This is a genomic window from Paenibacillus sp. OK060 (assembly GCF_900101205.1).
Lineage (GTDB): Bacteria > Bacillota > Bacilli > Paenibacillales > Paenibacillaceae > Paenibacillus > Paenibacillus marchantiae.
This window is the reverse complement of record NZ_FNFR01000002.1, coordinates 895859-916640: the sequence shown is the minus strand read 5'-3', so window position 1 is coordinate 916640 and position 20782 is coordinate 895859. Positions and strand designations below refer to the sequence as shown.

General features: G+C 47.5%; 23 protein-coding genes. All 23 read left to right on the top strand.

Features of this window, described 5'->3' with window-relative positions; genetic code table 11:
* Positions 1-2 precede the first annotated feature (2 nt).
* The 23 genes from BLS14_RS10365 (at position 3) to BLS14_RS10260 (ending at position 20708) form a co-directional block, all read left to right on the top strand.
* The gene (locus tag BLS14_RS10365) at positions 3-620 is read left to right on the top strand and encodes a UbiX family flavin prenyltransferase (protein WP_090951460.1); all 618 of its coding nucleotides are present in this window, start codon (positions 3-5) and stop codon (positions 618-620) included.
* A gap of 339 nt (positions 621-959) precedes the next feature.
* The gene (locus tag BLS14_RS10360; RefSeq protein WP_063566768.1) at positions 960-1934 is read left to right on the top strand and encodes a polyprenyl synthetase family protein; all 975 of its coding nucleotides are present in this window, start codon (positions 960-962) and stop codon (positions 1932-1934) included.
* Between the two features lie 189 nt (positions 1935-2123).
* The gene (gene ndk, locus BLS14_RS10355) at positions 2124-2567 is read left to right on the top strand and encodes a nucleoside-diphosphate kinase (protein ID WP_063566769.1); all 444 of its coding nucleotides are present in this window, start codon (positions 2124-2126) and stop codon (positions 2565-2567) included.
* 24 nt (positions 2568-2591) lie between these two features.
* Entirely contained in the window at positions 2592-3386 is a 795-nt protein-coding gene (locus BLS14_RS10350) for a CheR family methyltransferase (RefSeq protein ID WP_064636850.1), read from the top strand.
* Positions 3387-3632: 246 nt separating this feature from the next.
* The gene (gene aroC, locus BLS14_RS10345) at positions 3633-4802 is read left to right on the top strand and encodes a chorismate synthase (protein WP_063566771.1); all 1170 of its coding nucleotides are present in this window, start codon (positions 3633-3635) and stop codon (positions 4800-4802) included.
* A 1-nt stretch (position 4803) separates the two neighbouring features.
* The gene (aroB, locus tag BLS14_RS10340) at positions 4804-5898 is read left to right on the top strand and encodes a 3-dehydroquinate synthase (RefSeq protein ID WP_090951457.1); all 1095 of its coding nucleotides are present in this window, start codon (positions 4804-4806) and stop codon (positions 5896-5898) included.
* 5 nt (positions 5899-5903) lie between these two features.
* On the top strand, positions 5904-6281 hold the full coding sequence (gene aroH / locus BLS14_RS10335) for a chorismate mutase (RefSeq protein ID WP_063566773.1): 378 nt from the start codon (positions 5904-5906) through the stop codon (positions 6279-6281).
* 28 nt (positions 6282-6309) lie between these two features.
* Complete coding sequence (locus BLS14_RS32515) at positions 6310-6492, top strand: hypothetical protein (RefSeq protein WP_143813571.1); 183 nt, start codon at positions 6310-6312, stop codon at positions 6490-6492.
* A gap of 488 nt (positions 6493-6980) precedes the next feature.
* Positions 6981-8552 (top strand): anthranilate synthase component I, encoded by a 1572-nt coding sequence (gene trpE / locus BLS14_RS10330; RefSeq protein ID WP_090951455.1) that lies wholly within the window; start codon positions 6981-6983, stop codon positions 8550-8552.
* An 86-nt stretch (positions 8553-8638) separates the two neighbouring features.
* Entirely contained in the window at positions 8639-9661 is a 1023-nt protein-coding gene (gene trpD, locus BLS14_RS10325; RefSeq protein ID WP_371121629.1) for an anthranilate phosphoribosyltransferase, read from the top strand.
* Complete coding sequence (gene trpC / locus BLS14_RS10320) at positions 9651-10442, top strand: indole-3-glycerol phosphate synthase TrpC (protein WP_090951452.1); 792 nt, start codon at positions 9651-9653, stop codon at positions 10440-10442. Before trpD ends, trpC begins: the two co-directional genes overlap by 11 nt.
* Positions 10439-11176, top strand: coding sequence for a phosphoribosylanthranilate isomerase (locus BLS14_RS10315; protein ID WP_072733417.1), 738 nt, complete (start codon positions 10439-10441; stop codon positions 11174-11176). Before trpC ends, BLS14_RS10315 begins: the two co-directional genes overlap by 4 nt.
* Entirely contained in the window at positions 11173-12372 is a 1200-nt protein-coding gene (gene trpB / locus BLS14_RS10310; protein ID WP_063566776.1) for a tryptophan synthase subunit beta, read from the top strand. Before BLS14_RS10315 ends, trpB begins: the two co-directional genes overlap by 4 nt.
* The gene (gene trpA, locus BLS14_RS10305; protein ID WP_063566777.1) at positions 12369-13175 is read left to right on the top strand and encodes a tryptophan synthase subunit alpha; all 807 of its coding nucleotides are present in this window, start codon (positions 12369-12371) and stop codon (positions 13173-13175) included. The genes trpB and trpA overlap by 4 nt, the downstream gene beginning before the upstream one ends.
* Positions 13176-13261: 86 nt before the next feature.
* Positions 13262-14362: a histidinol-phosphate transaminase gene (hisC, locus tag BLS14_RS10300; protein WP_072733416.1), complete on the top strand. Its 1101-nt coding sequence runs from the start codon at positions 13262-13264 to the stop codon at positions 14360-14362.
* Between the two features lie 27 nt (positions 14363-14389).
* Complete coding sequence (locus BLS14_RS10295) at positions 14390-15484, top strand: prephenate dehydrogenase (protein WP_063566779.1); 1095 nt, start codon at positions 14390-14392, stop codon at positions 15482-15484.
* A 663-nt stretch (positions 15485-16147) separates the two neighbouring features.
* Entirely contained in the window at positions 16148-16741 is a 594-nt protein-coding gene (locus BLS14_RS10290) for an RNA polymerase sigma factor (protein WP_053780698.1), read from the top strand.
* Positions 16738-17373: an anti-sigma factor family protein gene (locus BLS14_RS10285; protein ID WP_063566780.1), complete on the top strand. Its 636-nt coding sequence runs from the start codon at positions 16738-16740 to the stop codon at positions 17371-17373. Before BLS14_RS10290 ends, BLS14_RS10285 begins: the two co-directional genes overlap by 4 nt.
* A 40-nt stretch (positions 17374-17413) precedes the next feature.
* Complete coding sequence (locus tag BLS14_RS10280) at positions 17414-18013, top strand: histidine phosphatase family protein (protein ID WP_090807383.1); 600 nt, start codon at positions 17414-17416, stop codon at positions 18011-18013.
* Between the two features lie 235 nt (positions 18014-18248).
* Positions 18249-19367: a hypothetical protein gene (locus tag BLS14_RS10275; protein WP_090951450.1), complete on the top strand. Its 1119-nt coding sequence runs from the start codon at positions 18249-18251 to the stop codon at positions 19365-19367.
* A 44-nt stretch (positions 19368-19411) separates the two neighbouring features.
* The gene (locus BLS14_RS10270) at positions 19412-19918 is read left to right on the top strand and encodes a gamma carbonic anhydrase family protein (protein ID WP_090951448.1); all 507 of its coding nucleotides are present in this window, start codon (positions 19412-19414) and stop codon (positions 19916-19918) included.
* Positions 19919-19941: 23 nt separating this feature from the next.
* Positions 19942-20121 carry an IDEAL domain-containing protein gene (locus BLS14_RS10265; RefSeq protein WP_063566784.1) on the top strand — a complete coding sequence of 60 codons (180 nt, stop codon included), beginning with the start codon at positions 19942-19944 and terminating at the stop codon, positions 20119-20121.
* Positions 20122-20285: 164 nt separating this feature from the next.
* A complete protein-coding gene (locus BLS14_RS10260; protein WP_063566785.1) occupies positions 20286-20708 on the top strand; it encodes a DUF2487 family protein in 423 nt (140 codons plus the stop codon).
* The last annotated feature ends 74 nt before the right edge of the window (positions 20709-20782 follow it).

The window sequence follows — 20782 nt, the reverse complement described above, 5'->3', positions numbered from 1 at the left end:
AGATGCAGCAGCCGGACAATAAACGACTTGTTGTCGGAATTACCGGGGCCAGTGGAAGTATATATGGCATCAGATTAATTGAAACGCTGCTTGATCTGGAATACACTGTGCATCTGGTGATCTCCAATGCCGGGTGGCGTGTATTGAAAGAAGAAATGGACTGGGATATTACGAATCGGGACCGTGTGCTGGAAGAAAAATTCGGCGGTCGTGCGGGTTCCCTAATCTATCATCCCGTTAGTGATATTGGTGCCTCCATCGCGAGTGGTTCTTTCCTGGCAGAAGGCATGATTATAATGCCATGCTCCATGGGTACTCTTTCATCCATTGCACAAGGGTCATCGGACAATCTGATGTCCCGGGCTGCTGATGTCATGATGAAAGAGGGAAGAACGCTGATTCTGGTGCCACGTGAGACGCCACTGCATGCAATTCATCTGGAAAACATGCTGAAACTCTCACGGCTTGGTGTCCGCATGATACCGGCCATGCCTGCTTTTTATTACAAACCCCAAACGATGGACGAGTTGATTCTGTTTCTAGTGGGTAAAGTGCTCGATAGTCTGCGCATCCCGCATCAACTGTTTACCAGGTGGGGAGAACCGGATGAACGGGGATAGCTTCTGAGCTTCCTGCAATTTTGAATCTGCTGACCGAATTGCAGGGGCAATTTGCTGTCCCCCAATCCCGGGGTATTGGTGAGCGCTGATGGTGATGTTTGGATGGAACCACAGCCTTGACCCATGCTCCGGCAACTTCTGTACTTATGTTTCAGAACAAGTCGCAGAGTTTAATTCCCGGATGTCGGCCTTGACATTCGAAGAAGATTAGTACGTCTCAGAAGAACACAAGCAGGAAAGGCAAGCCCTGGTTTTTCGTTATGCCTGCAGGCCCGACTTGCTGGAGGGGAAGGTAAGCATGGATTTATGGACTGACAATACGCTGACACGGGTGAACGAATGAAACTATTGGATATTTTCGGGTTGTTAAAAAAAGACATGGACTACATTGAAAAAGAGCTGTATCGCAGTGTTCAGGGAGAACAGAAACTGCTAAGCGAAACGTCACTTCACCTGCTCAAGGCAGGGGGTAAGCGTTTGCGTCCGGTATTTGTGTTACTCGGTGGGAAATTTGGTACATACGACATTGAACGTCTGAAGCTGGTAGCGGTTCCGTTGGAACTGATTCATTCGGCTTCTCTGGTTCACGATGATGTTATTGATAATGCGGCGACACGGAGAGGTAAACCAACGGTGAAGTCCAAATGGGATAATCGGATTGCCATGTACACCGGAGATTACATTTACGGCAAGGCGCTTGAAATGACTGCGGGCCTGTCCGATCCAGCTATACACCGTATTCTGGCCAAAGCGATGGTGCAGATGTCCATTGGTGAAATGGAGCAAATTCGGGACTTTTTCAACACGGGACAAAGTGTACGTAACTATCTCTTGCGAATTCGTCGCAAAACGGCGCTTCTTATTGCTGTCAGCTGCCAGCTGGGGGCGCTTGCTACTCGTGCGCCGGAACATGTATCTTCGTTGCTGTACACCTACGGTTACAACGTGGGTATGGCGTTCCAGATTCAAGACGATGTACTTGATCTGGTTGGCACCGAAAAGCAACTGGGCAAGCCTCCAGGCAGTGATATGAAGCAGGGGAATATTACGCTGCCTGTACTGTATGCATTGCAGGAACCTAATTTGCGTGAACCTTTGCTGAAGGAGATAGCCCGCGTTCAGCACGAGGAGGGACGGGCGAGTGCATCCGATGCAATTGGAATGATTCGCCAAAGTCAAGGAATTGCTAAAGCAGAAGCCCTGGCTGACCGATATATGAAGAAAGCGCTCGATGCTCTGGATCAACTGCCTAACATCAAGACCACCAAAAACTTGCGTGATATCGCTCATTTTGTGGTCAAACGTACGCATTAATATGTTTGAACATAGACTGCTATGGACGGGCATCTTTTCATGAATGCAGTTCCTCGTGTAGCTGTCTCACTCAAAAAATAACATTCATGTGATATTCCTCATTGGGAGGATTTGGACATGTATGTTACAATCAAAGGGATTGCGTTTACATAATGAAATAACTTTGAACCGTGAGTGAGGAGTGAGCCTATGGATCGTACATTTTTGATGGTGAAGCCGGATGGTGTGCAGCGTGGTTTGATAGGGCGTATCGTTAGCCGTCTGGAAGACAAAGGATTTAAGTTGGTGGCAGGCAAGCTGGTGCAGATGTCTGAAGATCAGGCCAAACGCCATTATGCTGAACATGAGGGGAAACCGTTCTTCGATGATCTGGTTCGTTTTATCACATCTGGACCTGTATTTGCTATGGTCTGGGAAGGTGACGACATCGTGGCGCTTGCGCGCATCGTAATCGGGAAAACCAATGTGAAGGAAGCGGCTCCGGGTACAATTCGCGGAGATTTCGCCAGCCATACACCGCATAATCTGATTCATGGGGCGGATTCACCGGAAAGCGCCACTCGTGAAGCAGCGAACTTCTTTACTCCGGATGAGCTGGTAACGTACGACAAGAGCATCGCAGCCTGGTTGTAATTTTTTAGCCAGAAGGGTGATACGATGCTGGAGCAGGAACAACTACTAGACCCGGATTACACCGGATTTATTCGGAAAATCAAAGAGAGCACAGGCATTGATCTTGCTCAATACAAGGAAGGCCAGATGAAAAGAAGGCTGACCACACTTCGTAACAAAAACGGATTTCATACGTTTTCTATCTTTTTTGATGCCATGCAGAAGGACAAGTCTCTGTTTTATGAGTTTCTGGATCGCATGACCATTAACGTCTCGGAATTTTGGCGTAACCCCAATCGCTGGGAAGTACTGCGGGATGAAATCCTGCCTGAGTTGCTGGGTCCGAAGCGTGGCGTTAAAGTGTGGAGTGCCGCTTGTTCCACAGGCGAAGAACCTTACACTTTGGCGATGATTCTGGACACGATGGGAATTCTTAAGGGAAGCTCCATTACGGCAAGTGACTTGGACGAAGGAGCTCTCGCTAAAGCCAAGGAAGGGCGTTATATGGAACGCTCGCTCAAAGATGTACCGAAGGAAACAGCAAATCGATACTTCAAGCAGGATGGCTTGGTGTACCGTATTGATGAACAACTGAAAAGTTCAGTCAAGTTCATGAAGCAGAATCTGTTACTCGATCGTTTTGACGAAGGATATGATCTGATTGTGTGCCGCAATGTCATGATCTATTTTACCGAGGAAGCCAAAAACCTGTTGTATCACAAGTTTGCAACAAGTTTGCGTCCAGGTGGTATTTTGTTCGTGGGCAGTACGGAACAGATTTTTTCCCCGGGGCAATATGGTCTGGAAACAGCGGAAACATTCTTTTATCGCAAAAAATAATTTCAATTATTTCATAACCGTCTGGCGTGCACATGTATATGTGTCCAGGCGGTTATTTGCATAATGGATGAATGGATATTTCTCAGACACGTCGGAATCTCAATCAATCACCATTCGAGTCCAATCCAATTTAGGACAAGAAACGACCGACTTTCTTGTCAAAGCCGGTCAGCTATACTATAATAAGCAAAGAAATTATGGGATTTTAGCAATGTGAAGTTTAACAGTTTAAAGGGGGAACGTATTATGAGTTTACGCTATTTAACCGCAGGGGAGACGCACGGACCCCAATTAACCGCAATTATTGAAGGATTGCCAAGCAATCTGAATATTGACTTTGAAGAACTGAATTTTCAGCTTCACCGCCGCCAAAAGGGATATGGCCGTGGACGTCGCATGCAAATTGAGAAGGATCAGGCCAATTTCGTTGGTGGTATTCGTCACGGATATACAACAGGTGCTCCTGTAGCGTTGGTTGTTCAAAATAATGACTGGAAACACTGGCAGAATATTATGAATATTGAGCCGATTGAAGGCAGTGACGAAGAGAAACGTCGCGTTCATCGTCCACGTCCGGGACATGCTGATTTGAATGGCGGGCTCAAATATAACCTAAAAGATTTGCGTAATGTGCTGGAGCGTTCCAGTGCGCGTGAGACAACGGTGCGTGTAGCATGTGGTGCTATTGCACGTCAATTCCTTGCTGAATTCGGAATCAAAGTAGCTGGACGTGTGTTGCGTATCGGAGAAATCGAAGCTCCTTATCAAGATCTGCCGATTGATGAACTGATCGAAGTGACAGAAGCTTCCTCCGTACGTGTAACTGATGCAGAAACCGAGAAGAAGATGGAAGCTTACATCGACCAGATCAAGCAGGAAGGCGACTCCATCGGTGGAATCGTGGAATGTATCGTTGAAGGTGTGCCTGTGGGTCTTGGTAGCCATGTACAGTATGACCGCAAACTGGATGCAAGGATTGCTCAGGGCGTGATGTCCATTAACGCATTCAAAGGTGTGGAAATTGGTATCGGGTTCGAAGCCGGAACGATTCGTGGTTCTCAGGTGCATGATGAAATCGTGCATAGTGAAGAGCGTGGTTACCACCGAGCTACCAACCGTTTGGGCGGATTCGAGGGCGGAATGACTAACGGTATGCCAGTAGTGGTACGTGGGGTTATGAAACCTATTCCTACGTTGTACAAACCGCTTCAAAGTGTGGATATCGATACAAAAGAAGCATTTACAGCTCAGGTTGAGCGTTCTGATGCATGTGCTGTTCCTGCAGCTAGTGTAGTAATGGAGCATGTGGTAGCCTGGGAAATTGCAAAAGCTTTCCTTGAGAAATTTGGCGGAGACTCCATGGAGGAAATCCGCGCGAACTTTGCCAACTACAATAACCAACTGGAGAATTACTAAGATGCGCCAGCTGACAGTGCAGTTGGAGGAGCGTTCATATCCAATCCTGATTGGCAGCGGCCTGTTGGCTCAAGCGCCTCAATATTTTGAGCAATATGGCTTAACCAAAAAAAGCCCCTTACTCATTATTACTGATGATCATGTCGCACCCAAATACTTGTCCAATCTGGAACAAACGCTGAGTACGGCTGGTTTTACAGTCGTCTCCGCAGTTGTTCCATCGGGTGAAACATCGAAATCCCTTTCGGTATATCAGGATATGATGACTGTCGCCATCGAAGGCAAACTGGATCGCAGTTCGGCAATTGTTGCCTTAGGCGGCGGTGTAGTAGGGGATCTGGCGGGTTTTGTTGCTGCTACATATATGCGTGGAATTAAGTTTGTACAGGTGCCTACGACGATCCTGGCGCATGACAGCAGTGTTGGCGGCAAAGTAGCTGTCAATCATCCGCTGGCTAAAAATATGATCGGTGCATTCCATCAGCCAGAGCTGGTGCTCTATGATGTGGATACTCTTCAAACCTTGCCGCCACGCGATGTCTCTGCTGGTTTGTCAGAGATGCTGAAGCACGGACTGATTCGGGACGAAGCTTTTGCATACTGGTGTGAGGAGCATGCGGATGAACTGCTTGCCCTTGATCCGGAGGCTTTGGGATATGGCTTGGAACGAGGCTGTGGTATCAAGGCAGAGATTGTATCGCGTGACGAACGTGAAAATGGAGAACGTGCATTGTTAAACCTGGGTCATACGATTGGTCATGCCATTGAAGCGATTGCCGGTTACGGCGAATTTCTGCATGGTGAAGCCATCTCGATTGGTATGGCGGGCTCGGCATTGCTCGGCGAAAAGTTGGGAGCCCCAGCAGGACTCTATGACGATACGGTTCGCATGTTGCGTTCATTGCGCCTGCCGGTGACGATACCAAAACATTTGGATACGGATGCATTAATGGATGCAATGATGCACGACAAAAAGTTCCGTGAGGGCCATATGGTCTTCATTATTCCTGACCGGATCGGCGCTGCCAGAATTGTGAAGGATGTACCGGTATCGGCAGTACGCGACGTCATTGAAATGCTCAAGAAGGGAGATTAAAAGTGATGGTTACTCGGGGAATTCGCGGGGCTACTACGGTCACGCATAATAACGAAGAACATATTTTGAAAGAAACGGCTGTACTATTGCAGGAAATCGTGGATCGTAACGAGATTCAACCCGAAGATATTTGCAGTGTGTGGATTACGATGACTGGAGATCTGGATGCAGCTTTCCCAGCAAAGGCAATTCGCCAGTTGGATGGCTGGGAGCTTGTACCTTTGATGTGTGCGCTGGAAGTTCCGGTTGCAGGTGCCTTGCCACAGTGCATCCGTTTTATGGTACATGTTAACACTGCAAAAGGTCAGAATGAAATCAACCATGTGTATCTTAACGGTGCACAGTCTCTGCGTCCCGATTTGGCGGCACCTTCCAATTCGTAAGATTAGAGTGGTTGTCAAATCATTCTGAATGATGTATAGTGAGAACCAGTTGAGTAGAGTAGAGATTGAGCTGAGAGCAGCTGAGATGAGTGGAGTATATAGCAGAGTCCAGCGGGTGGTAACCGGAGTAACAGAAGCCGGTCAACTGATTCGCGGTACGTCGAGCTACGGAATTATTAGAAACAGGATGAAGGAATGCAAACGTGTCTAGCGACATCGTTTTGTTTAGGTATAACACGACCGATATCCTCTTGCATTTCATGAAAGAATGAGTGCTATGGGTGAGAATCAGTGTATGCCGGTACATTTCCTTTTTATTTGATGGATTTGTATTACATCCATACAACAGCCTGTGTGATAATTCGGTAAGTATGCATGTATAGGGACTTGTTATTTATGAAGCACCAACCTGTTGAAACAGCTTATAACCAAACCTCTACCTGATGGTAGAGGTTTTTTTGTTGTATATTGAATTGTTTCTTCTACCCATATAGGTTCAACTAAACTTTTTACACAAAAACGGAGAGGACAGAAATAACCTGAAGAAGCGGAGCGTTCGCCTTTATCACCGGATTTTCCCTTTAGAAAGGGAATCAAAAAATCTGGGGATAACAGCGATCGGAAGGTTGTTCTGTCATCGGAGTGCTCAGTGTAAACCTCTTTAGTTGAACTTATATAAATCTGAAAGGACGTGATCTGATGATAACGCCAAACGTTAATCAAGTACTGAAAATGTCGAATGAATATAATCTGATTCCGGTAGTCAAACGGATTCTGGCAGACATGGAGACCCCGATTCGGATTTTCCGCCGTTATGCTGACAACGACCGGGCATTTCTGCTGGAAAGTGTGGAGGGTGGAATTCAATGGGCGAGATATTCCTTCATCGGTACAGATCCGTTCCTGATGATCTCCGCCAAAAAAGGCCGGATCGTGGTAGAAGAAGCGGGCCAGATTCGAGAACTGCCAGGCAAGCCGATTGAAGAACTCAAAGCTCTGCTGCGTAAGTATCGCAGTCCGAAGGATGATGAACTGCCGCCATTTACAGGCGGGGCCATCGGTTTCTTTGGATACGATCTGCTGCAATATTATGAGAAGCTTCCGGCCCACGCGCTGGATGATCTGAAAATGGATGATATTCGCTTCATGTTCTGCGACCAGATTATCGTGTTTGACCATGTGAAGCAGCAGATGCTGCTTGTGGGCAATGTGCACGTGAAGGACGGTGCAACGGATGATGATATCCGTCAAGCTTATGCTTTAACTTCTGAGAAGCTGGAACAGGCGGCTGAACGCTTGCAGCAGCAAGGACCAGGGGAGAACTTGAACCCGCGTTCCATCCCAGGAGACGTGGAACTGGGGGATATTCGATCCAATCTCACGAAGGAACAGTTTATCGGGAATGTAGAGCAGGCCAAAGAGTACATTCGGGCAGGAGATATTTTTCAAGTGGTATTATCCCAACGTTTCCACATTGATACCGAAGTATCTCCGCTGCATGTATATCGCGTGCTTCGAACGTTGAATCCATCACCCTACATGTATTATCTGAAGATGGACGATGAAATTATTGTGGGGACTTCACCGGAAGCGTTGGTAAAAGTGGATGGAAACCGCGTAGAAACACGGCCGATTGCGGGTACACGTCCAAGAGGAGCTACGGAAGCAGAAGATCGTGCATTGGCGGCAGATCTGCTGCAGGACGAGAAGGAACGTGCGGAACATCTGATGCTTGTTGATCTGGGACGTAATGATCTGGGACGTGTGTCTAGCTTTGGAAGTGTGAAATGTGACATGTTCATGGAAATTGAACGATATTCCCACGTCATGCACATGGTGTCCAACGTTACAGGTGAGCTTAGAGAAGACAAGGATTTCTTTGATGCATTTCTTTCGTGTTTGCCGGCGGGTACGGTATCCGGTGCGCCGAAGCTACGTGCGATGGAGATTATCGCGGAACTGGAAAAAGAAGCACGGGGTGCTTATGCAGGTGCTATCGGTTATCTTGGTTTCTCGGGCAACATGGACTCCTGTATTACAATCCGAACGATTATTTTCAAAAAGGGAAAAGCTTATGTGCAGGCTGGAGCCGGAATCGTATGGGATTCGGTGCCTGAGAATGAATATGAAGAAACAGTAAATAAAGCCAAAGCGTTACTTAAGGCGATTCGTACAGCAGAAGCGATGTTTCCTGCCAAAGAGAAGGATCACACCTTGAAACTTGCCAACGCCGATTATTTTGTTACCCCAGCCACGGCTGCACAAAACTGAGAGAGGAGAGACCGGAAATGAATATGAACCCAGTCATGAATGAAGAATCAGAGCGATTTGTAACTAAAGTTAGTCATGCGGAAGGAATGAAGAATGGCCTTGCCAAAATTTTGGAGGGCAGCCATCTGGAGCAGGCGGAAGCGCGTGACTTGATGTACTCCATCATGAGAGGTGAGGCCACTCCGGCTCAAATCGGAGGTTTGCTTATGGGCTTGCGGATGAAGGGGGAAACGGTGGATGAAATCACGGGGTTTGCCGAAGCCATGCGTGGACAGGGCGGACGGATCCTGACCGACGGCAATGGACTGCTGGACACCTGTGGAACAGGTGGTTCAGGTATTCATAAGTTCAACATTTCAACAGCATCGGCGATCATTGCTTCAGCAGTCTCTGTCCGGGTGGCGAAGCATGGAAATCGCTCTGCCTCAGGCAAGGCGGGCAGTGCGGATGTACTTGAAGCATTGGGCGTGAATATTCATCTGGACGGAGAGCAGGCGAGACAATGTCTCGATGAGATCGGAATCTGTTTTTGTTTTGCTCAGGTGTACCACCCTTCAATGAAACATGCTGCTGCGCCAAGAAAAGAGCTGGGTGTGCGTACGATCTTTAACATGCTCGGACCTCTAACCAATCCTGCGGGAGCGGATCGACAATTGCTTGGTTTATATGACCGCAGCCGGACACCGATGATCGCTGAAGTGCTGAATCGTCTGGGGCTGAAAAGAGCTTTGGTTGTAGCGAGTCATGATGGACTGGATGAAATCAGCATCTCCGCACCTACCCAGGTATCCGAGCTGCGTAATGGTGAAGTGCATACGTATGACATTGATCCACGTGATATGGGATTATCGTTACATCCGCTGGAATCGGTTCTTGGAGGAGATGCGGCTCAGAACGCCGAAATTATTAAAAGGATCTTCCAGGGAGAACGGAGCGCATACCGCGATGTCGTTCTGTTGAATGCCGGGGCGTGCATCTATGTATCCGGTCTAGCAAATACCATTGCAGAAGGTGTGTTGATGGCGACAGACGCTGTAGACTCCGGCAAGGCTGCCGGGAAGCTGGAACAGTTAATTCATACAACGGAGGCGTACAGTCATGTATCTTGATCGAATCGTAGCAACCAAACATAAAGAAGTTGAAGTTCTGGCACAAACATTTCAGATGGACGATGCGCTGAAAAAGATAGAGGCATTACCCAATACTCGTGGATTCGAACGTGCTCTATCAGAGAGACGTAACCGTAAACTGGGTCTCATTGCCGAAGTGAAGAAGGCTTCTCCGTCCAAAGGACTGATTCGTCCTGATTTTCATCCAGTAGAAATTGCTTCCGCATACGAACGGGCTGGAGCGGATTGTATATCCGTATTGACCGACGTTTCTTATTTCCAGGGAAATAGCGAATCCTTGCAGGCCATTCATGAAGCTGTGAACATACCGCTACTGCGCAAAGATTTTATTATAGATGAACGACAGATTGCCGAGGCAAGGCTGCTTGGCGCGGATGCCGTTTTGCTGATTGCGAGTATTCTGACACCCGAACAGATGCGTCAATATCTGACGTTTGCCAAAAGTCTGGGCCTGGATGCATTAATTGAAGTCCATGATCGTGCTGAACTGGAGCAAGTACTCGATATACCGCAGGCAACACTTGTGGGCATCAACAACCGCAATCTGAAAACGTTCGAAACCAGTCTCAACACCACGTTGGATTTGATGAACTTGATTCCGGATGGTGTCACATTAATCAGTGAAAGTGGAATTGACGGCCCTCAGCCACTGGAATCTCTTATTGAGGCAGGTGTGCATGGTATCCTTGTTGGGGAGCATCTGATGCGTAAGGACGATGTTGAGGCAGCGGTATATGAACTGATGGGACCAAAAGCATGAATGCATTCAATCATGACGGCACAAACAGCAGAGACGTGGATCTGCGAACCCGGCCGGCAGCGGCTGTAAAAATATGTGGACTTCAGGACGTTGAAGTGCTAAAATCGATGATAAACTTGCCTGTGGATTACGTTGGTGTTGTTTTTGCCCCATCCCGTCGCCGTATTACGCCTGAACAGGGTGCCGAGCTAAGAACGGTTCTCTTGGACTGGACGATGTTTGATCGGCCGAAGCTGGCGGGTGTTTTCGTGAATCCTACGCTCGAAGAACTGGAAAGCATCATGCAGATTTCAGGCCTGGATGTCATTCAGCTGCATGGACAGGAATCGCCGGAATTTTGTGAACAGGTGAAGCAGCACTTCGGTACCGAAGTGTTCAAGGCTTTCTCTTTTCCCAAGGATGAAACAGGTTCATTAGCTGACGATACTGCCTTATTGGCACTTGATCCATATAAAAATGTGGTGGACGCCATATTGCTCGATACGTTTGACCCGCTCTATGGAGGGGGCTCCGGTAAAACCTTTGCCTGGGAACGAATTCCTTTCTACGCCGAGTGGGCAAGAAAACATGGAATCGCGTTGTTCGTGGCAGGAGGTTTACAGCCGGATAATGTGCAACAACTGATACAGACATATGCACCGGACGGCGTCGATGTATCCAGCGGCGTAGAGTCCGAAGGTGTGAAGGATATTGCGAAAATTACAGCATTTGTAGAAAGGGTGAAGCAGGCATGACACATCAATTGCCGGATCAACACGGGCGTTTCGGTCCCTTCGGAGGCCGCTTTGTACCTGAGACACTAATGAACGCTCTGATCGAACTGGAGGAAGCGTATAGCCACTTCTCTGAAGACGAGGAATTCAACAAGGAACTGAATTACCTGTTAAGCGAGTATTCTGGCCGGGAAACACCTTTATACCATGCAGAGCAATTATCCCGCCGCTTGGGTGGACCTAAAATTTATCTGAAACGTGAAGATCTGAACCATACGGGAGCGCACAAGATCAATAACGCTATTGGACAGGGATTGCTGGCTAAACGGATGGGAAAAAAGAAAGTCATCGCCGAAACAGGTGCAGGACAGCATGGCGTTGCCACCGCAACAGTTGCTGCATTGCTGGGGCTTGAATGTAAAGTGTTTATGGGTGAAGAAGATACGCAACGGCAACAGTTGAACGTATTTCGGATGAAGCTGCTTGGGGCGGAAGTCATTCCGGTGACATCTGGCACGCGCACATTGAAAGATGCAGGAAACGAGGCGCTCCGCTACTGGGTTAGTAATGTGGAAGATACCTTCTACGTGCTTGGATCGGTAGTCGGTCCTCATCCGTATCCAATGATGGTACGTAACTTCCAGCGAGTGATCGGTGATGAGACACGGCGCCAGATTCAGGAGATTGAAGGACGGTTGCCAGATGTAATTGTTGCAGCTGTAGGCGGCGGAAGTAATGCAATCGGTATGTTCTATCCGTTTATTGGCGATCAGGATGTGAAGCTTGTTGGAGTTGAAGCAGCAGGTAAAGGGGTGGACACCGAGTTCCATGCGGCTACGATGAGCAAAGGGACACACGGTGTATTCCAGGGTTCGATGAGTTATTTACTGCAAGATGAATATGGACAGGTTCAGCCAGCCCATTCCATTTCAGCGGGACTTGATTATCCGGGTGTTGGTCCCGAGCATTCCTATCTCAAAGATATTAAACGTGCAAAATATGTTCCGATTACGGACCAGGAGGCATTGGATGCCTTGCAGTTGCTGAGCCGAACAGAAGGCATTATTCCCGCTTTGGAGTCAGCCCATGCTGTTGCGCAGGTTGTCAAGCTTGCACCTGAACTCAGCGCTGATGATATCGTTGTGATCTGTCTTTCCGGTCGTGGTGACAAAGACGTTGAATCCATTATGAAATACACAGGAGGGGACTTGGCATGAACCTGATGGACCAGACCTTCCAACAATTGAAAGAACAGAACCGGACAGCACTTATTCCATTCCTTACGGTTGGAGATCCAGATGTGGACACCACGGTGGAAATCATTAAGGAATTGGAACAGGCGGGGGCAGACATTTTGGAACTCGGTGTTCCCTATTCTGATCCGCTCGCAGATGGACCGGTAATCCAGCGAGCTTCCGAGCGTGCATTGAAAAGTCAGATCACGATTCGGACTTGTATGGAGACAGCAGCCAGAGCGCGTGCGGAGGGTGTGAAAATGCCTTTTGTCCTGTTCACCTACTATAATCCAGTATTACAGACGGGATTGGATGTATTTTTTGACGAGTTGGTCAAACATGAGATCAGCGGCATGATCATCCCGGATCTTCCGATTGAGGAAGCCGAGGATATGCGACGCCGTGCAGATGCTGCAGGTGTGCATTTGGTTCCGCTCGTAGCCCCTACGTCCAACGCGAGGATCGAGCGTATTGTCACGGGAGCACGTGGTTTCATCTATTGTGTCTCTTCTCTGGGTGTCACGGGAGAGAGAGCTTCCTTTTTCGATGGGGTAGAGAGCTTCATTGAAACTGTAAAGAGCCTGACAGATATTCCTGTCGCTGTTGGCTTCGGCATTTCCAGTCACGAGCAGGTAGCTCGTTTCTCCCGCATCTGTGATGGTGTTGTTGTTGGTAGTGCTATCGTTCGTCAGGTGGAAGAAGCTATACCTCTTCTTGGAAACCCGGATACGCGTCAGGCGGGACTGTTGCAAATTCGCAACTTTGTGGCACAATTAAAAGGATAGGGATTAAATGATGTTACATCCCCGGGGCATGCTCAGCACAGGCTGAGGCATGTCCATAACTATTTCAATAACAGGAGGCGGTCGGGTTGAAACCGAAGTCCCAGATTGTCAATCTGCCTGTATATAAACCGGGCAAACCGATTGAAGAAGTGAAACGTGAACTGGGTTTGGAGCAAGTGATCAAGCTGGCCTCCAACGAAAATCCATATGGAAGTTCGCCTGCTGCGCTTGAAGCGATCACCAGAGAGCTGGTCAATGTAAGCATATATCCGGATGGCAGTTCCACGGAACTGACTGAAGTGCTGGCGAAGCATCTGGGGGTAGAACGGGATAATCTGATCTTTGGTTGTGGATCGGATGAGATCATTGCGTTGATCACTCGTGCATTCTTCCTCCCGGGAGACGAGAACATCATGGCTGACCAGACGTTCTCTGTATACAAAAGTAACGCTGACATCGAGGGTGCTGTCAGCATTGAAGTGCCACTTAAAGATGGAACTCATGACCTGACTTCCATGCTGGGACAAATCAATGATAAGACCAAAGCAGTTTGGGTATGTAACCCCAATAATCCAACGGGTACAATTATCTCTGAGCAGGAATTGACGGCATTTATGGATCGTGTACCTTCTCACGTCATGGTTGTGCTGGATGAAGCCTATTATGAATTCGTAACGGATGAGGCGTATCCACAAAGTGTCTCTATGATTGAGCGTTATCCTAACTTGGTCATTTTGCGGACATTCTCCAAAATCTACGGCCTGGCTTCATTGCGTATTGGATACGGTATTGCACGCCCGGAAGTGATCGATCTGATCAACCGCGTGCGTGAGCCGTTTAATACTTCACGATTCGGTCAGGCTGCGGCGAAAGCTGCACTTGAGGATCAGGCTTTTGTCCAAGAATGTGCGGAGCGTAATGCAGTAGAACGAGCGTATTTGCAAAATGAGTTCACACGGCTAGAACTGCCGTTTTTCCCTTCGCAGGGTAACTTCATCATGGTTGATCTGGAGATGCCTTCTGCAACGGCATTTCAGTCGCTATTGAAACAAGGCATTATTGTTCGTCCTGGATTCCATGTATATCCAACATACATTCGTGTGTCCGTAGGAACATCAGAACAGAACCGTGCGTTTGTCACGGCACTGGAGAACACGCTGGCTGAGAAGGCGGTAGCACGCCCTTAAATCTGGCGATGAAAAGAGTGAGGACCCATGAAACTAAAAATTGCAATGATCGGTGTAGGGCTCATCGGCGGTTCATTGGCGCTTTGCTTCAAAGGCAAGCCTGGTGTAACGGTGATGGGCTATGCCCACCTGCCTGAACTGAAGGACAAGTACATAGCGAGTGGTGTAGTGGATGATGCTACGCTCTCTCTGGAGGAAGCGGTACAGGATGCCGACTTTATTTTTTTGTGCGTACCTGTTGGGCTGCTCGAATCCTATTTTGGACAATTGGCCAAGCTTCCCTTGAAAAAGGGATGTATTATTACGGATGTAGGAAGCACAAAGGCGTCCATCGCAGCCTGTGCTGAGCATGTCCGCATGAGTGACGCATACTTTATCGGCGGGCATCCGATGGCCGGATCTGAGCGTGCAGGTGTAGATGCAGCCTCGGCAGTATTATTCGAGAATGCATACTATGTCTTGACCCCTTCAGAATATGTACCTGAGGAAGCTTATGACAGGTTATCTGATCTTCTTGCGTATACACGTGCCCAGATTGTACGTGTAGAGCCGCTGCTGCACGATGACATTGTGGGGGCGATTAGTCACTTGCCACATGTTATTGCAGTTGCGCTGGTGAACCAGGTGCGCGAATATAATGAATCGAACCCTTTGTATAAAATGCTAGCTGCAGGCGGTTTCCGGGATATTACTCGGATTGCCTCCAGTGATGCCATTGTATGGAGAGATATTCTGCTGAGCAACCGTGAGGTGCTGTTGGGCTTGCTGAAGGACTGGAACGGCCAGATGACGGCTTTCACCGAAATGCTGGAGCAACAAAATGGTGAGGGCATTGAGGAGGCGTTTCGTCAGGCACGCGAGTTCCGCAGTGTGCTGCCAGAACGACGGAAAGGCATGATCTCGTCGTTGTTTGATCTGTATACGGATGTACAGGATGCACCGGGGATGATCGGCAAGATTGCCACCGAGCTTGGGGCGAATGATATTAACTTAAGCAACATGGAGATTATTGAGAACCGGGTCGATGTACCGGGCATTATGCGTTTGTCATTCCGGCAAGAAGAAGAGATGGAACGGGCCAAAACGTTGCTGGATTCCCTAGGGTATCAAGTGTGGATTTAGGTTTTTAGAAGGGGGCGAAAGCCCTCTTTCTTTGTGTTGAAAACTAACTGTTACAGGACATGTTCTAAAAAAGGACAAAAAAAAGACCGCTTACATAAGCGGCCATTGCTCACGTGGAGCAATACAGTTATTGGATAGGAGTGGAGAGAAACCATACTGTACTTTTATTATATGTATCCGTTTTCATTTTGTCAACACTTTGAGTAAAATTGTTTGAATTAATTATAACATTCGTAAATTAAGGAAATATAATCCTTGCATCAAAGTGGTCTAGATCTTCATTTGGAAATGAAATTTTCAATTAATTCTTTATTCACACAAACTTTTTGAGGCCTTCGTTCGTCCAATATATGAGTGGCTTCACAAAAGGGATCAAATTGAAGTCATGGACGAGAAAACGGCCGCATAATAATGACTGGTCGGGCTTCAATGGAAGCCATGGATTTGCCAGGACGATGCAGACCGTTGTACAATAAATACTGTTAATGTAGAAACGTTGGGGAAATTGCCATTACATAGGGGAATTTGGCGGGAAGGCCTGTTTTGGCGTTGAACGCTGTTTTATGCGGTGAAAACCGCAACTTTTTTGTGCCTGTTCGGTAATACATGGATAGAGTCGAACGGGGAGAAGCACATGGATGGGCGAGGAGGGGTCGCACTCAAATGACGGATTCCCAGTTGATTCGAGAGATCAAGGAAGGTAACCTGGAGTTATATTCCGAGCTGATGAGTCGTTATCAGCGTAAAATACTGGCTTTCGTATATCATATGTTGAAAAGTTCTAATATGGAGCTGCTTGCGGAAGATCTCTGTTCTGAGACTTTCTATAAGGCGTTCCGCAGTCTACACTCATTCCGAGAGGTGGATGCCTCATTCTCAACCTGGTTATATACCATCGCGAGAAATACGGTACTGAGTGAGCTTCGCAAACAGCGTAGTGGGAGTGTTCCACTTGAAGAGAGCGGTATTGTACCTGTTGCTCCTTCTGAGAATGCGCCAGAGCATGCTGTATTGCGCAGTGAGCGGGTGATGCTGGTTAGGGATGCAATTAACAATTTACCGGAGAAGCAGCGTTCTGCCATTATACTCCGAGAGTATGATCAACTAGATTACCAGGAGATTGCAAATATTCTTGGGCAGAGCGTCAGTTCTGTAAAATCGTTATTGTTCAGAGCAAGGTCAAGCGTAAAAACTCAATTGGAACCTTATTTCTTCGAACCGGTCTACGAGCCATATGAAGGGATGAAGAACAGATGAATTGCAATGAAGCCCAGGAACTGTTTGCACTGGTCTGGGACTTGCCGGAAGCTCATCCTCAGCGAATTGCATTTCATGCTCATCTCGCTGGTTGTGAAGATTGCTCGCAGCAATTTGAGGTGTGGGAAGAAGCTCAAATTCTGATGCACAGCATACCGGTCCCAGTGACAGAACAACAAGCAGAGAAAGTGAACCGTAATGTTATGGACCGGATCTATGCGGAGTCTCCATGGCTACTGCCGGAAGAGGCAAAGGTTAATCGTTTCTCTGCTGTAATCCGCAAGCATATGTCTTTGTGGATTGCTGCGTTCCTGGCAATTTTTTTATGCAGCTTTCTGTACATGGCGATGTTTAAGCCAGACGTATCAGAAGCTGAGCAGACCAACGTGGTCTCTACGGGCATTTTGGAGACAGGAGTAGCGGGCAGTGAGCCTTCTTCCTCCGGATTGTACAAGTACAACATGACGGGAGCGGACAGAGGTAGTATTATTGAGCCCTTCGTTGTGAGCATGGGCCCAGCGTATCCTCAGTACTGGATGGCGTTGTCGCTGCTTGCAATAGGTATGGCTCTGTTCTCTCTTGGACGGATGCATCGTACAACGAACAAACGCAAACAAGGTGCACGTGCTTAGGTAAAGCTTTCGTTCACCGTATAGAGAAATGAGGGATGAGATGCGGATCGGGCTTATTCGTCACGGTCTAACCGACTGGAATGCGGCAGGACGTATTCAGGGACAGACAGACATACCTCTGAATGCAGAAGGTCGTGAGCAAGCTGAACGTCTGGGTAGACGTTTGCTTACCGAAGAGTATCGCTGGGACCACATCATTACGAGCGGGCTGTCCAGGGCTCAGGAGACGGGAGAGATTATCTCCGGGCTATTGAATGTTCCTTTGCTGGAGCCAGATGCACGCTTGAAGGAGCGTGCCTTTGGTCAGATTGAAGGTCTGACGTCCGAAGAGCGTGTTGCTCGCTGGGGCGCTTCTTGGGAGACGCTGGATTTGGGGCAGGAACAGATTGCTGATATTCAGACACGTGCATTGGGCTTTCTGGAGGATTTATGGGAGGCTCATCAGGACCAAAATGTGCTGATTGTCTCCCATGGCGCTTTTTTAGCCAATATGCTATCAGCTTTGTATAAAGACCGCTATACGGAACGAATTGGAAACCTGTCGCTTACGATCCTGGAGAAGGAACGTGACGATTGGAGTCCACTGCTTTATAACTGTACACGACACCTTTCATTGGATCTGGCAAAACAACCTGAGTAATTAACTCAGGTTGTTTTTTTGCGTTATAGTAATTTATAACTGCCATTCTATATGATTTTGAACCTCTCATTCTTCTTCTGAGCGGGCAACTTCGGGCATAGTATGGTTAAAACATAAAAGATTTGCAAAAAGAGGTTTAGATCATGGGAATTCCGTCAACGATATTTACAAAACCAAACTACTCCAGGCCCCGAATCAACAGCCAAAAAGTAGTCAAGGGCGAGGCGATGGACCCATGAATCTAGCGGATATGCTTACTTTTGCCGATATCGGCCAGCTTAATCGAATAGCAGACTATTACCAGTGCGAGTGTAAGCCCAATTCCAAACATGAACTCATCCAGAGTATTCTCACTACATTGGGCAGCAGACCTTTTTTTGAGCAGCAGGTTCGTGAACTAAACCAGGTAGATCTGCGATTTTTGAACAACTTGCTGTTTGATGCCCGTCAATACTTCGGTATGGAGGAACTTGTCGCCATTGCTCGTCAATCGATGGATAAAAAAGATAGCGAGGCTGGAGCCAGTCCACGTGATCTTATCGTACGCTTCACGAAGAGTGGATGGTTGTTCAATGGCACAACTCAACAGACCAGGTATCTGTATCAGGTACCCCAGGATTTGCAATTGAGATTTCGGGATGTGTTATCCACTCACCTGAAAGCCGGCATTGCACAGACGAGCGAGCCTCCCGTTTACCGGGATGAATACCATCTACTCGCAGATGATCTGAAACTGTTTCTACAATTTGTCCAGCAGCATGAAATAGCACTAAACGCAGAAGGCATGATGTATCGTCGTTCTCAGCATCAGATCATAGAGCATTTGCATGTAAGTGAGGCGCTGGTGGGTAAGGCTGGATGGAGATTCGGTTACGGTCGTTCGTTCAAAGACTACCCCGACCGATTTGCGTTCATCTATGACTACGCTTTTCATCATCATCTGGTCCGCGAGGAGCAGGGCTCGCTGAAATTGTCACCTTCCGGTGAAGACAAGCTGGGGGCAGAGAAAACAGCTGAGATGATACAGCTATTTCGGTTTTGGTTAAGACTTTATAAAGGTGCTATTCCCAATCTGTCCTCCATTGTGTACTGGACAGGGGAATGTGCAGCTAGCTGGTCCACAGCAGAGTCTTTGTTCCGACAGATTGGTCCCTACATTCAGCCGTTCTATTATGACACTGCAGAGACGATTTATGACAACAGGATACTCAAAATGATGCTGCACCTAGGCATGCTTCGTATTGGAGAGCATGCAGATGGGCGAACAGTACAAATGACAGCATGGGGTTCACGCCTTGCGTCATCCTGTCGCTCGCTATCCGGGGATATTACCCCCGTTATGTTTGACAAGTGAAGGACAAGTTGCTAAAATCACTCCCAAATTAAGGAGTGATACTTATGATAATTCCATACAAAGGTATGCAACCACAGTTATACCCTTCGGTATATATGGCTGAAGGCGCCAAACTTATAGGTGATCTGACAATGGGTGAAGAATCTACGATCTGGTTCAATGCTGTGCTGCGCGCCGATCTGGCACCCATTGTGATTGGACGGCGCTGTAATATACAGGATAATGCTGTTGGACACGTCAACACGGATCAACCTTTGATTTTGGACGACGATGTGTCGGTAGGACATTCTGCGATTATCCATGGATGTCGTATCGGAACAGGTTCGCTGATTGGTATGGGCGCTATCATTCTCAATGGAGCCGAAATTGGTGAACATACGCTGATCGGGGCCGGTTCTGTTGTTACTGAAAATACTAAAATTCCGCCCTATACCCTTGCTTTGGGCACACCAGCCAAAGTGATACGTGAGTTGACTGATGCAGATCTTGAGCGGATGTCGAGAACTACACTAGGTTATGTTGCCAAAGGAAAGGAGTATAGGAGCTCTTAAATCCGTTTTGGAGGTGCATCCTATTGGATAAAATGAAAGTTACGTATGAAGTCATGTTGGGGCTGGCTGCTGAGATGGTGTGGGACGACGCGCTTCGTAAACAGCGCAGCGAGAAGCTGTATATGGAAATCGATAATGCATTGGCTACCGGAGACGAAGTAGCTTTCCGGAATCTGACGGATGAACTGAAGGCCATAAACTGATGAGCATGTAAAAATAAATATATAACACAGGAAATGCGTGAAACACGCATTTCTTTTTTGCGTTCACGACCATTCCTGCACGGAAAAAGTATCAATCTCTGGATTTATAATATAAGCTCATATATAATATGGGAATAAAATGGATAGAGAGGGGAATTAGGGAATTGAAATTCAGTGAGATGACTCAAGACAGCTGGGCGGAACTGCAACTCTATCTGGATACATGCCTTATTCCATATACAGCCCTAACGGGCAAGCAGTCTCCAGTTGAAGCAACTGAGGCGTTGGAGCGGCTTAGAGATTTTTTGGATCTAGTGGAGATTCCGTTTAAAGGGCGTATCATGACTTACCCTGCATTCCATTATGCGTGTCCGGATATGTCAATGGCATTAAATACCTTATCCGAACAACTCAAATCTTCCGGTTTCAAATATGTGGTTATAATGTCATCTGATGGTGTGATGGAACAGACCCAAATTACTTCTGCAGATTTGGTATTAAGTCGTTCTGTTTTAATTCAAGAGGTTGGAGAAGAAGGGATTTCGCGTTTTGTCGGGGAAAAAATCCGTGAGTTATGGAAAAGATGACCTACCTGTGACAAATGTGACAATTTACCAACACTTTTTTAATAACGCTTACAAATGAACCTTAAAAATGTGTG